Origin of the sequence: Pseudomonas sp. 008 (assembly GCF_016861935.1) — a bacterium.
Classification (GTDB): Bacteria; Pseudomonadota; Gammaproteobacteria; order Pseudomonadales; family Pseudomonadaceae; genus Aquipseudomonas.
Map to the genome: position 1 here is coordinate 26,938 of NZ_BOMA01000006.1, position 12,669 is coordinate 39,606.

Genomic DNA, 12,669 nt, shown 5'->3' on the forward strand with positions numbered 1-12,669 from the left:
CCATTGCGCCCTATAGTGCTACAATCTATAGTGTTCATTTGGTGATGTTGTTTTCCTTTTCCGTGCTTTTACAGAGATCCGCATCTGCGGATTTCCTCAGACCCAGGGAACCGCATCCGTGTCTTTCCTGACTTCCACCCATACGCCTTCGTGCCTCTCCGCTTTTGCGGATTGGTGCACTTGCGCATCTGTGCGTCCGTCCGCACGCACGCACAGATGCGCCTCGGCGATTGCGTGTATTCGTGGAAGGGGCGCGACCTTGACCACGCTTGTCACCGAGGAAGACCGGGTGCAGCTGCTGGCCCACGGCCTCACACGCACCACAGGGCAGGAATGCGACCCGCTGCCAGTGGTGCGCCTGTTCACACCGGACGCACATGCGACGTGGCTACTGGCCGCGCTCGATCCGACCGATGGCGATACGGCCTACGGCCTGATCGACCTCGGGATCGGAATGCCGGTGCTGGGGACGGTAAAGCTGTCTGATCTGGCGTCCATCATCGGGCCGCACAAGCAGCCGGTGATGCGAGATCGGTATTTCCAGCCGACGCGGCCGCTGTCGGAATACGTTCGACTGGCTCAGGAGAACGGTTCAATCACCGATTGACACATTCCAGCGCGACCAGGCCAAAAGTATCGCATTGTGACTATTTCGGTCTTAGCCAAGACCTGGCAAGTCTTGATCCGCATGCTTGCACCAGGGTGGTGCACCCCTGACCAAAACAGTCATGATCCCAGGCGCGCGATCCGGCACGGTGTTCAATGCTGCACCCCATTTCCGGGCGGTGCAGTCGTCGCACTTAGACGATTTCAGCAATGCACTGGAGCGAATCTGTCTTGACACCAGCAGCTAAAGCGTAACCCGAGTTTGATGACCACTTGATGGCGATTCGATAGCTCCCGCACAGCGGAATTGTGGCGACGTTCCCAGAAACAGGGAGGTTTCGCCATGACTGACCGCAGCAGCCAACACTGGTATCCCACGGCGGCGTATCTCTACACGCTGCACCTAGATGGCCCGGCGCTGGCTTGGGAGTATTTGCGCAGGAATCCAAATTACCGGCGCGACTGGCTACGCCGGCGTCGCAAGCCAGACGCGGCGCAGGCCTGGGGCCTGCGTCTGCTGGAAGATCCCGGCCTGGATGCGCGCGATGCACATCCTGCTTGGTTCCCCGATCACGATGCCGTGGTGCAGCTATACCCCGACGCCGACCCACCGCCCAATGCGCACACCTTCGAGTTCTGGCGCATTCCTGGGCGCAAGCAACTGACCCACGACGGCAAGCGCCTGATGCTCGTATCGCATTGGCCAGGCTGCTGCGTTCGGCTGGCACTCGCGCCCGATTTGGAGGAAGGCTCGGCCTACCTCTACGCCGCACGTGCCTGCGCTACGCCCTGTGCGCGCTACCGCACGCTCGCTGCCAAGCTGGATGCGCTATCTGCCGCAACCGTGGCCGCGCCTGTGGCAACAGCCCGCTCTCGCCCCACGCCCGCCGCGCTGCTGGAACTGCATACCTTGCAAGCGCTCGACGCGACCCTCGCGGGAGCCTCCTTGCGCGAGGTGGCCGAAGGTCTGTTCGGCGCGGATGCCGTCGCGGCCGACTGGCACAAAGACAGTGCATTGCGTGCCCGCGTGCGGCGGCTGGTATGCCGCGGCGATGAGCTGATGCACGGCGGCTACCGCCGACTAGCGCAGCTTCCAATGTTCCCGTCGCATTAGGGGGGGGACGTTTCTCGACCCGTGCGAATCGTCCCTTAGCAAGAAGCCTTGCTTTCTTGAGAGTGCCTCTATCCGGCCGCGTGGTGTGGCCGGGTTTGATGGAGGTACATCCCATGCGACCTGCTCCCTCGCGGCCTGCCGCCGCTGCCGTCACTGCGACCTCGCAGCCTCAACGCTACCTGACAAACGACGAAGCCGCCGACTATCTGCGGCTGTCGCCGCGCACGCTGGAGAAGCAGCGGGTGATCGGCGGCGGCCCCAAGTTCCGCAAGTTCGGCCGCCGCGTCATGTACGCGGTGTCCGACCTCGATGCCTGGGCCGACCAGCGCAGCTACGAGGCCACGTCCGATCCCGAATACGCCGAGCGCCACGCGGGCGACTACCGTGATGGCCGCTGACCGTCGGCGCGTGGGTGGCCTTCGCCATGTCCAGCCCGCCAGGGCAAGCCTTGCCGCAGCGCGAACAGCTCGATCTGTTCCGAGCGCTGCCGGGCGACATGGCGCCACGCGATTCCCAGGACTTGATGGCCTTTCCGTTCTTCTCGCTTGCCAAGTCGCGGCGCACGGCGCCGATCGACTTCCGCAGCGGGAACGTCACCATCCGCGTGGAAGGCACGAAGGAGCACGGCATCGCAACGATATGGGATGCCGACGTGCTGATATGGGCCGCCTCGCAGATCGTAGAGGCGCGCGACGCGGGCCTGCGCCCGTCGCGCTGGATACGCGCCACGCCTTACGAGATTCTGCGCTTCATCGGGCGCGGCACGTCCCTCAACGACTACCAGCGCCTGAAGGCCGCCCTCGACCGACTGCAATCGACCACGGTGGCCACGTCCATCCGCGAAACCACGGGAAGGCGCTTGCATCGCTTCTCGTGGATCAACGAGTGGAAGGAACTGGCCGACGCCAGCGGCACGCCGCTGGGCATCGAGCTGATCTTGCCGGACTGGTTCTACGCCGGCGTGCTCGACGCCGCCCTGGTGCTTACCATCGACCCGGCCTATTTCCGCTTGAAGGGCGGTATCGAACGCTGGCTGTACCGCCTGGTGCGCAAGCATGGCGGGCGGCAGGAGCACGGCTGGCAATTCGACTTCCGACACCTGTACCGCAAATCCGGCAGCGCGGCCCGCTTCTCGGACTTCGCCTACGACGTGCGCGCCCTGGTAGCGCGGCAGTCGCTGCCCGGCTACGTCCTCGGCATCGAGCGGATGCCGGACGACAACACCGAGTTGCTGACCTTCCGGCCCGTGCCGCATACGGCACGGGGATAACTGCGGGAGAACCTGTGGACGGCCTCGTGCTATCAGGAGTACCGGGTATCGTGCTATCAGGAGTACGACTCTCGTGCTATCAGGAGTACGAAAACGCCGGAAAGCCAACAACGGCGCGGGTTTGCGTTCCCTCTAACTTACCTAACAAGAAATACATAACTTTTAGTAGAAGCGCGCCGTTTCGGTGGACAACCACGAAACGGCACGGCCAGGCCGGCTTTCCAGCTCGGAGGGCCGCGCCATGATCTTCGCGTTTCTCAACCAGAAAGGCGGCGTAGGCAAGACCACGCTCGCCACGCACATCGCCGGCGAACTGGCGATGCGCGGCCTGCATGTCATCCTGCTAGATGCCGACCCGCAGGGGTCATCGCTCGACTGGACGCAGCGGCGTAGCCAGCAGGGCCTGCCCCGTCTGTTCAGCGCCGTGGGCCTTGCCCGCGAAACGCTGCATCAGGAAGCGCCAGAACTCGCTAGGCGGGCCGATCACATCATCATCGACGGCCCGCCGCGCATCGCCGCCCTCGCGCGCTCCGCGCTGCTGGCGGCCGAGCGCGTGCTGATCCCCGTGCAGCCCAGCCCCTACGACGTATGGGCATCCGCTGAGATGGTCGCACTGATCCGCGAAGCGCAGGTGTTCCGGCCAGCGCTGCGCGCGGCATTCGTCATCAACCGGCGCGTCAGCACCACCATCATCGGCAGGGAGGCGCGGCAATCACTCGCCGAACAGCCGCTGCCCGCGCTGCGCTCGGAGATCCACCAGCGGATCGTCTTTGCCGACAGCGTGGCCGCTGGCCGGCTTGCCCGCGAAACCGCGCCCGACAGCGCCGCTGCCCGCGAGATTGCCGCGCTCACCGACGAACTGCTGCGGTGGCCGACATGACTGGAAAGCCATCACCACGCAGCAAGCGCGTCGGCATCGGTGCGCGCCCCCCAGCGAATCCGCACGCCGAAGCGTGGATTCGCCAGGGCGACGCAGATGCCTTGCAGAAAGGCGACCTCTACACCGCTCGACTGACGCTCGACATCACGCCCGCCATGCGGGCGCGCATCAAGGTGTCGGCCTTCACGCGAGGCGTGACCGTAGCCGAACTGCTGCGCGGCCTGCTGGAGCGGGAGTTTCCCACGGAGGGCACGCCGTGAACGCATCCGCTTCGACCGCCCACACCCCCAAAGCAAGTGCGCCCACGGCTGCACCGCCGCCAGCGCCTTCGACACTCGCCGGCCAGGCCGGCAACGTGCCGCTGACGCGCGTGGCGCTGGCCTACATCGAACCGCGCTTCAAGCTCTACCTGCGCTTCGGCGAACCGGCGCGCACGCTCCAGCTCGACCGCTGGCGGCGCTGCGCCGTGTTCCTGCCGAACGCGGTTCTGTGCCGCATCCGTTGGCAGGCCAACGACTACGGCACGATCCGCTGGCAGCTCATGGTGATGCAGACCGCCACGCCGCTGGACGCCGTTCAGCGCATCCCCGGCGTGCAGCCGGGCGCGCGTCTGCTGCTGCACGCCGAAGGCGATGCCAACGTGCGCGCCGTGCTGGAACGCATCGACGGCATCGAGGCGCTGGGCATCGCAGCCGCAGACACATCGCCCGCGTACTGGCGCACGCTCGCGAACCGGCTCGCAGCGCGCTCGCCGCTACCCACATACACCGCAGAACGGCACGCCGCCTGGCTGGCCGGAAGGACATTGCCATGACCACGATTTCCACGACCGGCCCCGTGCCGCATCCTCGCTCGCGCCTGCGCGCTCGCCTCGTGCTGGCCGGCTTCGCCGCCGTCGGCCTCGCTGCGCTGGCCTGGGCGGCGTTCGTGTCGCCGCTGCCGCGCCTGACCTACAACCCGTCCGACAGCGTGGCGGTCGGCTGGTATCGCATCGAACCGTTCGACCCGCGCACCGCCTCGCTGCCACGTCCGTTGTCCGTGGACAGCATCGTGCTGGTGCCGCTGCCCAACAGGGCCGCCATGCTGGCTGCGCAGCGCGGCTACCTGCCGACCCGCGTTCCGCTGCTCAAACGTGTAGGTGCAGTCGCGCCACAACACGTTTGCATCGTCGCCGGCCAGGTTCGCATCGACGGCGTGCCGGTGGCCGCCGCACTGCCTGCCGACCGGCTGGGCCGGCCGCTGCCATCCTTGCAGCTCTGCCGCCGTCTCGAACCGGGCGAGCTGTTCCTGTTGAGCGTGACCAATCCGGCGTCGTTCGACAGCCGCTATTTCGGGCCGGTCAGTGCATCCGCCGCGATCGGCGTTGCGCATCCGATCTGGCTGGAGTCGTGTCCATAATGGCCGCCGACTCGCTGCACGTGGCCGTGCCTCTCATCGTGCCATCGGGCATGTCGTTCTACGGTTCGTCGCCGTGTCGTCGCGCGTGCAGTGCGGGTGCATTCGCACCGCACTTCGCGCTGCCTTCGGCGCAGCCGTCCAACGTGCAGGCGTCTTGCCTCGAACGCGCTTGGCCTGCGGCCATTGGCGTGTTCGCCGGCGGGCTGGCTGCTGGTACAGCAGCGCCGCCGGGCCGCCGATGCCCGGAGCGGGAGCGAGGGGCAAAGGCGGAAGGCAAGACAAAAGGACGCGGCACCGGGCCGCGTCGAAAGCCTGTCTGCACATGGGGGGGGCGCGGCACGGAGCGGCTTCGCCGCCGTGCCGCGTGGGGCGCGAGGGTCGCGCCAATGCAGGCATGTCCGCGTGCTTCGCACGACAGGACTCGTCAGGGCTTGCAGGGAGAACGGCAATGACCGACCGCCGCGACGACGATTTCCGGGTGCGCCCCAGTGCCCCGAAGAACCGGGGCAAGGGCCAGGGGCAGAGCTTCGTTTCCAAGGTGCTCAAGCAGGCCGGCAAAGCCAGCAGCGGCAAGTCGGCGGTGCGCCGTCCTGGGGCGGCCGGCACCGGCCAGCGGCCTGGCTCGCGCCTGGGGCGCGGCCATACGGCGGCGCGCTTTGCCGGGGCGAAGCTAACGCCCATGTCGCGGCGCGTGACCATCAAGACCTTGCTGGTCAATCACCAACGGGCCAGTCCGCAATCGCTCGCCAAGCACCTGCGCTACGTCGAACGCGATGGCGTGGGCCGCGACGGCGAACTGGGCCAAGCCTACGGGCCGCAGACCGACACCGCCGGCCTCGATGCCTTCAAGGAACGCTGCTCCAATGACCGCCACCATTTCCGCTTCATCGTTTCGCCGGAGGACGCGGCTGAACTGGACGACCTGCGCACCTACACCCGGCATCTGGTGGATCGCATGGAAGCCGACCTGGGCACGCGGCTGGATTGGGTGGCGGTCGATCACTGGAACACCGACAACCCGCACACCCACCTGATCGTGCGCGGGCGCGACGACACGGGCAAAGACCTCATCATCGCGGGCGACTACATCGCCCACGGCTTCCGCCATCGGGCCGCCGAGCTAGCGACGGAATGGCTGGGGCCGCGCACCGAACTGGAGATCCAGCAGACTTTGCAGCGCGAAGTGGAGCAAGAGCGGTGGACGAGCATCGACCGCACATTGCAGCGCGAGGTCGGCGACGATGGCCGAGTGCGGATCGAGCGCTTGAACGAACCCCGGCTGCAACGCCAGCGCCTGCTGCTGATCGGCCGCCTGCAACGCTTGCAGCGCCTGGGCCTGGCCGACGAAGTGCAGCCTGGCACCTGGGCCATCCATGCGGATGCGGAGAAGACCTTGCGCGCCCTGGGCGAGCGCGGCGACATCATCCGCACCATGCAGCGGGCGATGAGCGGCCAGCCGCGCGAGCTGTCGGTGTTCGAGCCGGGCGACGATGGCCGCACCATCATCGGCCGCGTGGCCGGCAAGGGCTTGGCCGACGAGCTGCACGACCGCGGCTATCTGGTCATCGACGGCGTGGATGGCAAGGCCCACTACGTCGCGTTGAATGCCCGCGACGAGCTGGCGAACTACGCGACCGGAGCCGTGGTGGAGGTACGCGGTGCCGCCGAGATGCGGTCGGCCGACAAGAACATCGCCGCGCTGGCGAGCGATGGCCTGTATCGCACCGATCATCACCTGGCGATCGAGCGAGGCCGAGCCAAGCCCGGCCGCGACCCGCAGGAGGTCGTCGCGGCCCACGTTCGCCGGCTGGAATCCCTGCGCCGGGCCTGCATTGTGGAACGTGTGGCGGACGGACTATGGAAGGTGCCGGACGATCTGGCGGAGCGTGGCCGCCAGTACGACGCGCAACGGCTGGGCGGCGTGGCTGTGGAGCTGAAATCGCATCTGTCGATCGAGCGGCAGGCGCGGGTAATCGGCGCGACCTGGCTGGATCAGCAATTGATCGGCGGCGGCAAGGGGCTGGGCGACCTGGGCTTTGGTGGCGATGCCAAGCAAGCCTTGCAGCAGCGCGCCAACTTCCTCGAAGAAGAGGGGCTGGCCCAGCGGCGCGGGCAGCGGGTGATTCTTGCCCAGAATCTGCTGGAAACGTTGCGCAATCGGGAGCTGGCGCAGGCAGCGAAGGACATTGCCGCCGACACCGGCCTGGAGCATCGCTCCGTCACGGACGGGGAGCGCGTGGCCGGCATCTACCGGCGCTCCGTCATGCTCGCCAGCGGGCGCTACGCGATGCTTGATGACGGCAAGGAATTCAGCCTGGTGCCGTGGCGGCCGGTGATCGAACAGCGGCTGGGGCAGCAGATCGCCGCGACAGTGCGCGGCGGTGGCGCGTTGTGGGAGATTAGCCGGCAGCGCGGGCCTGAACTCTGATAGCGCACATCATCTTCTGCATGTTGCAAGATCGTCGGGGCTAGGTGCGAATACTTCACGATATCAACCTGAACCTTTGGGGTGCACCAAGATTTCCAACTGTCGTGCCACATGATCGAAAGGCGCGACGCTGCGCTCCGCGCGGCATAGCACGATCGCACCTTCAATACTGGCGACGATGAGAGTGGCCAATTGGGATGCATCGACGGACGTGTGTCCGTGAGATTGCAGTGATGCAGACAGTATCGCCTTCCACTGGCCAAACGTCAGCGCAGCGGCCTCCAGTGCTTCTACCGCTTCACCCTCAATCGGTTGTTCGACCGCTGCGGCCATGACCGGGCAACCCTGGCGAAAATCAGAGTGCAGCAGGATTTCGCGCCACAAACCCAAAAACGCACGCAACCCCGGCCGGAGCCCGTCGCGTAAATGACCTTCCAACTGCCGCTGCACTCGCGCACCCGCCTGCAACACCGCCTCAGAAATCACCTGCTGCTTGCCGCCCGGAAAGTAGTGGTAGGTCGAGCCGAGGGGCGCCTGGGCACGCTTGGCCATCTCCCGGATGCTGGTTGCGTTCAAGCCGTGCCGGGCCAGCATCTCGGCGGCCACGGCCACGACACGCTGGCGGCCGTCAGTTTGACGAGGACTCATGGCAAAAACCTTGCTAAGACAGTCGTCATAGTCTAGCCTCGCGAATTCAAGTATGACAGTCGTCATAGATAACGTGAAATGGCCGTGACTTCGAACCTGATTGAACTGACCGCCGCCGATGGCTACGTACTCGGCGCCACTCGGTATGTGCCAGACATCCCACCCCATGCATGTCTGGTCGTTGCCGGCGCCACCGCCGTACCCCAAGGCTTCTACAAGCGCTTCGCCGAGTTCGCCACCTCCCGGGGCTTTGAGGTCCTGACCTTCGACTATCGGGGGATCGGCCGCTCGCATCCCGGATCATTGAAGGACTTCCGCATGGACTTGTTGGACTGGGGGCGACTCGATCTGGCAGCAGCGGTCGATGCTATGGCCCATCCGCAGGTGCCGCTATTCATCGTCGGGCACTCATTTGGCGGCCATGCCTTCGGGTTGCTCCCCAACCACCAGAAAGTGGCAGGCTTTTATGTGTTTGGTACGGGGGCGGGCTGGCATGGCTACATGCCGATGGGTGAACGCCTGCGGGTACTGGCGATGTGGAACCTCGTTCTTCCAGTCCTGACGTGGTGGAAGGGGTACTGCCCTTGGAAGATGCTGGGCATGGGTGAGGATCTTCCCGTTGATGTCTACCGCCAGTGGCGGCACTGGTGCCGCTTTCCCCGTTATTTTTTCGACGACCCTGCCATGTCTGGCATCGAACGTAATTACGCCGAGGTGCGCACGCCGATCGTGGCTGCCAATGCGCTTGACGACCGGTGGGCGATGCCAGCCTCGCGGGATGCCTTCATGGAGGCTTATCGGAATGCACCATTAACGTGCAAGGACCTAAATCCTTCCCAATCCGGCGGCGCGCTCGGACATATGGGCTATTTCCGCCAATCAGCGACATCGCACTGGGAAGACGCGCTGGAATGGTTTGCGGGTCTGTCCCACAGGGCCGAACGGAGATGAACACAGCGCCACACTGACGCTCCTCGCTTCGCTGACTACTTCGCGCCACTTTCGGCAGCAATGCCCTGCTCTAAGCGGCACATCTGCCGCTCTTCGAGCGGCGCCCATATCTACATCTAGATCAGCAAGGGAAAAATTAGCGGACCTTTTTGCTAAGGCGCTTGCGATAAGAAATATAGGAGCAAAGCACGTTACAGCAGTTCAAGCTCGCTCAAGTTTGATTGCACGCTCTGGGCAGGCAGTGACGCATAGGCCACATGCCTCACATGCACTGGCATTCGGCATGAAGGCCTGCTTCCAACCGTGGGCAAAGCCCTTCACCTTGCCAATCCAGGAGAGGCCGTCTCGATCGGACTTGGGAAGGACACCGAGCACGAACACGTCTTTCGGACAGGCGCTGATGCAGTCGCCTTTTCCCTCGCAGCGGTTGCGATCGATGACCGGCACAAACTTGCCAGGCGGATGCTTACACGGCTCAGCCGCGGCTTTCGGTGTTTTTTCCATAGGTCCTTTCTCTGGGTTATGGTTTACCCAGCGGGGCTTTGAAGAGCGGTGCTAAGACCAATTTTACTTCATTGTGGCACCGAGTGCCAGTTGGCGCATTGTGCTCTAATGGCGCTAAATGCCATAAATCAGAGCGATTTGAATGACAGAGAAGCACCCCAGCCTTCGTGAAAGGCACAAACAAAGCACTCGAACGGACTTGTCCAACTTCGGACTGGAACTGTTCTTGAAACAAGGCTTCGCCAATACCACCATCGAGCAGATCGTCGAACCCCTGGGCATCGCGCGGCGTACCTTCTTTCGGTACTTCAAGACCAAGGAGGAACTGGTCTTCGCGTGGCACGCAGAGAAGACTGTGGAGTTGGTCGAGGTGTTGAAGAGCAGGCCCGCCAAGGAGCGCCCCTTGGACGCGGTTTGCGCAACCATGGCGACGACCCTCAAGCGCTACGACGCGAATCCAGAGCTTGCCTTCGCTCTGGTACGCCTTCTGAAAGAGACACCGGCCTTGCTCGCCAAGGAATGCGAAAAGCGGATGGACCGGGAACTGGCGCTTGCTGCTGCATTGGTGGAGCGAGAAGGCAAGCAGGGTCTGATCCCCCTCAAAGCGCGCATCATCGTTGGTGCGGTCATGTCAGCGTGGATGGCAGCGCTGGATGAGTGGTATGCCGACGGCGGGCAGGCAGACCTGCGGCCCATCATGGCAAGCGCGTTCGCATTGGTTCACGAGCTGTGATCATCATCCTGGGCGACGCGCCGTATTGTCATTGACCGTGGAGCACTGCCTTGGAGTATGCATGTGCTCCGAAGGCGGCGCTTTCCACGCCGGCTGTTTCGTGTCGTGCCGAAGGCCTTTGCATTTCCTATCAACAGCCCTCGCAGCGGAGATCGGCTGCGGCCGACAGGAGATGCTCCAGCAGGATGCGGCGTATCTCCAATATCGCCTCTGCCGTTTCCTGCACGCTGTGCCATGACGTGATGACCCTCTCGGATAACGCGCCCTCCAGGTGCGCACTGGCATAGGGCACCACGCCGTCGCTGGACTGCGCCAGTATGTCCTCGGGACGTTCGCGGCCAATGATCGAGTGGTAGCGCACCCTCGGGCTGATCTGCAGTTGCGCAGCCGCACGCACGAATGGATCGCGGTCGCTCCGGTTGTCGATGCTGTTCGGGATATGCAGCGGTTCGCTGCCCTGACCCTGGGGAGAAAGCCGGGCCAGCCGTCTCGTCAGATCGCCCGCCTGCTCCAACATGGCCAGAGGCAAGGTGACGAGATTGGCGGCGTGGCGTGCCAGCCGGTTCTCGGCGAAGGGCGTGCCGCGGTGCGGTGCGGCAATAAAAACGGCGCGTGTGACCTGCGGCATCGGCTGAAACTCCACATATGCGGTCAGATCGCGCTGGAGTTCCGGGTCCGATGCCATGCGCGTTTTCGCTCCCGACGGTAACAACGGCCACATTGCCTGGCCTGCATCGGACACCAACAGCCGCGACAACACGCCACCCATGCTATGGCCGACCAGCACCATGTCGCGTGAGGCGCGGGCCGTGCCCTGGGGGTCGAAGTGGGCCAGTGTCTGTGTCAGCGCCTGCTCGATGGCGTGCCGGTTCAGGGCCAGGGGGGCGTTCGTTGGGTAATAGACCTGCCAGATCTGATAGTGCTGACGCAGCGTCTCGTCGCCCAGCACCTCGTTGGCCACATTGACCCATGCTTCCGGGCTGCTCGCCAGTCCGTGCAGCATGACGACGATCCCCCGTTCCGGGTCATACGGTTGCATCAACTGGACTTGCGGTCGCACGATGCCGTCGCTCATGCCGAACAGGGTACGCAGCGCTTGTGTGGCGAAGCCCGAGCGCGCGAGCCAAAGGCCATAACCGGCAGTGAAGTTGGCCGCGAGCGGAGCCTGTACCCCGGCCGTGTCGATCTGCTTCGCGCGGTAAGGATCGTAGAGGCAAATATCCACGCGGCGGGTGCCCAGCACCTCTTGCAGGTTCCGGCCCTCGAAGGTGATCAGCGCAGTGATCGCGGGATACCGCATCTCGGTATAAGGCACCGGGGGACTGGTTGGTAGCGGCGGGAGGACCGCCACCAGCGGGGCGCCGAAGCCGTCGCGCCGATAGGTGTTGCGCAGGCCGGAGAAGCGCAGCGAGGAAGCGGTCACCAGCGCCTCTGGCAGCGCCGCACCCTGCGTGCGTGCAAACCCCTCGACGTGGCTGCTTAGACGCCACTGTCCAAGATGGAGGACAGAAGCCCCGGTGTTGCGGGTGGCGGCAACCCGCTCGCGCCAGCGGGCGTTGAACAGGCGTGTCACGGTCTGCTCGACGGCGTAGTTGTAGTAGTCGCGCACTTGGGTCTGGCGGTCCTCGAACGCGCGTTCTCCTGGGCGCCGCTCGGTGAAAAACAGGTAGGCCCAGGCGTGCCGCGCTGCTTCAAGCCACGCGTCCAGCGCCGGGGCTTGCCGGGTCGAGCTGGCAGGCGCCTGGTCGGCCGCGAGTGCCGCTTCCAGCCACAGTTCGGACAGCGCGGACTGGCGCTGCTCCTCGGTGATGCCGCTCGCCTGCGCCAGGGTCTGTCGGCAGGCCTCCTGGCGTTCACGGCAGTCGTCGATGCCGACCACGCGCAGCACCTCCTGCGCGGCCGTGCTCAGCCGGCCCGTGGTGAGCACGTCGCCACGTCGCTCAGCCAGGTACTCCTTGGGTGAGATGGATGAAACGGACACCACCGCGCAGCCTGGCAGCAGCGCGACGAGCAGTACCCACAGCAGTATGTGAAACGGGGGCCGAAGGCGACTCATGAAGCCGCCTCCTGCATATCGGAAAGGTCGCAGCGCGCGGCTCGGCAGCCGAGAGGGTCGGCGTTGGTGGCCTGCGCGCGA

At 64.9% G+C, this 12,669-nt stretch carries 14 protein-coding genes; 11 read left to right on the forward strand and 3 right to left on the reverse strand.

The window, feature by feature from the left end:
* The first annotated feature begins 259 nt into the window (after nucleotides 1-259).
* The 9 genes from JUI81_RS13735 (at nucleotide 260) to JUI81_RS13775 (ending at nucleotide 7,696) form a co-directional block, all read left to right on the forward strand.
* Complete coding sequence (locus JUI81_RS13735; RefSeq protein WP_071602570.1) at nucleotides 260-607, forward strand: DUF2958 domain-containing protein; 348 nt, start codon at nucleotides 260-262, stop codon at nucleotides 605-607.
* Between the two features lie 342 nt (nucleotides 608-949).
* Nucleotides 950-1,720: a DUF2285 domain-containing protein gene (locus tag JUI81_RS13740; RefSeq protein WP_204124482.1), complete on the forward strand. Its 771-nt coding sequence runs from the start codon at nucleotides 950-952 to the stop codon at nucleotides 1,718-1,720.
* 113 nt (nucleotides 1,721-1,833) lie between these two features.
* Nucleotides 1,834-2,118: an AlpA family transcriptional regulator gene (locus JUI81_RS13745; protein WP_001247107.1), complete on the forward strand. Its 285-nt coding sequence runs from the start codon at nucleotides 1,834-1,836 to the stop codon at nucleotides 2,116-2,118.
* 26 nt (nucleotides 2,119-2,144) lie between these two features.
* On the forward strand, nucleotides 2,145-2,990 hold the full coding sequence (locus JUI81_RS13750; protein WP_204124483.1) for a replication initiator protein A: 846 nt from the start codon (nucleotides 2,145-2,147) through the stop codon (nucleotides 2,988-2,990).
* Between the two features lie 241 nt (nucleotides 2,991-3,231).
* Entirely contained in the window at nucleotides 3,232-3,870 is a 639-nt protein-coding gene (parA, locus tag JUI81_RS13755; RefSeq protein WP_003092312.1) for a ParA family partition ATPase, read from the forward strand.
* Entirely contained in the window at nucleotides 3,867-4,130 is a 264-nt protein-coding gene (locus JUI81_RS13760; RefSeq protein WP_204124484.1) for a chromosome partitioning protein ParB, read from the forward strand. The genes parA and JUI81_RS13760 overlap by 4 nt, the downstream gene beginning before the upstream one ends.
* A complete protein-coding gene (locus tag JUI81_RS13765; protein ID WP_204124485.1) occupies nucleotides 4,127-4,684 on the forward strand; it encodes a DUF2840 domain-containing protein in 558 nt (185 codons plus the stop codon). The genes JUI81_RS13760 and JUI81_RS13765 overlap by 4 nt, the downstream gene beginning before the upstream one ends.
* Nucleotides 4,681-5,268 (forward strand): S26 family signal peptidase, encoded by a 588-nt coding sequence (locus JUI81_RS13770; RefSeq protein ID WP_204124486.1) that lies wholly within the window; start codon nucleotides 4,681-4,683, stop codon nucleotides 5,266-5,268. Before JUI81_RS13765 ends, JUI81_RS13770 begins: the two co-directional genes overlap by 4 nt.
* Before the next feature lie 448 nt (nucleotides 5,269-5,716).
* Nucleotides 5,717-7,696: a relaxase/mobilization nuclease and DUF3363 domain-containing protein gene (locus JUI81_RS13775; protein WP_204124487.1), complete on the forward strand. Its 1,980-nt coding sequence runs from the start codon at nucleotides 5,717-5,719 to the stop codon at nucleotides 7,694-7,696.
* Between the two features lie 63 nt (nucleotides 7,697-7,759).
* On the opposite strand, the gene JUI81_RS13780 is transcribed toward JUI81_RS13775, so the two are convergent.
* Nucleotides 7,760-8,344 carry a TetR/AcrR family transcriptional regulator gene (locus JUI81_RS13780; protein WP_160924335.1) on the reverse strand — a complete coding sequence of 195 codons (585 nt, stop codon included), beginning with the start codon at nucleotides 8,342-8,344 and terminating at the stop codon, nucleotides 7,760-7,762.
* Between the two features lie 78 nt (nucleotides 8,345-8,422).
* On the opposite strand from JUI81_RS13780, the gene JUI81_RS13785 reads away from it, so the two are divergent.
* Nucleotides 8,423-9,295, forward strand: a complete 873-nt coding sequence (locus JUI81_RS13785; protein ID WP_204124488.1) for an alpha/beta fold hydrolase — start codon at nucleotides 8,423-8,425, stop codon at nucleotides 9,293-9,295.
* A gap of 201 nt (nucleotides 9,296-9,496) precedes the next feature.
* On the opposite strand, the gene JUI81_RS13790 is transcribed toward JUI81_RS13785, so the two are convergent.
* A complete protein-coding gene (locus JUI81_RS13790; protein WP_032805136.1) occupies nucleotides 9,497-9,799 on the reverse strand; it encodes a ferredoxin family protein in 303 nt (100 codons plus the stop codon).
* 199 nt (nucleotides 9,800-9,998) lie between these two features.
* On the opposite strand from JUI81_RS13790, the gene JUI81_RS13795 reads away from it, so the two are divergent.
* On the forward strand, nucleotides 9,999-10,532 hold the full coding sequence (locus tag JUI81_RS13795; protein ID WP_239077699.1) for a TetR/AcrR family transcriptional regulator: 534 nt from the start codon (nucleotides 9,999-10,001) through the stop codon (nucleotides 10,530-10,532).
* Nucleotides 10,533-10,662: 130 nt separating this feature from the next.
* Here the strand turns inward: JUI81_RS13795 and JUI81_RS13800 are convergent, their stop codons facing one another.
* Complete coding sequence (locus JUI81_RS13800; RefSeq protein WP_204124490.1) at nucleotides 10,663-12,588, reverse strand: triacylglycerol lipase; 1,926 nt, start codon at nucleotides 12,586-12,588, stop codon at nucleotides 10,663-10,665.
* Nucleotides 12,589-12,669: the final 81 nt, after the last annotated feature.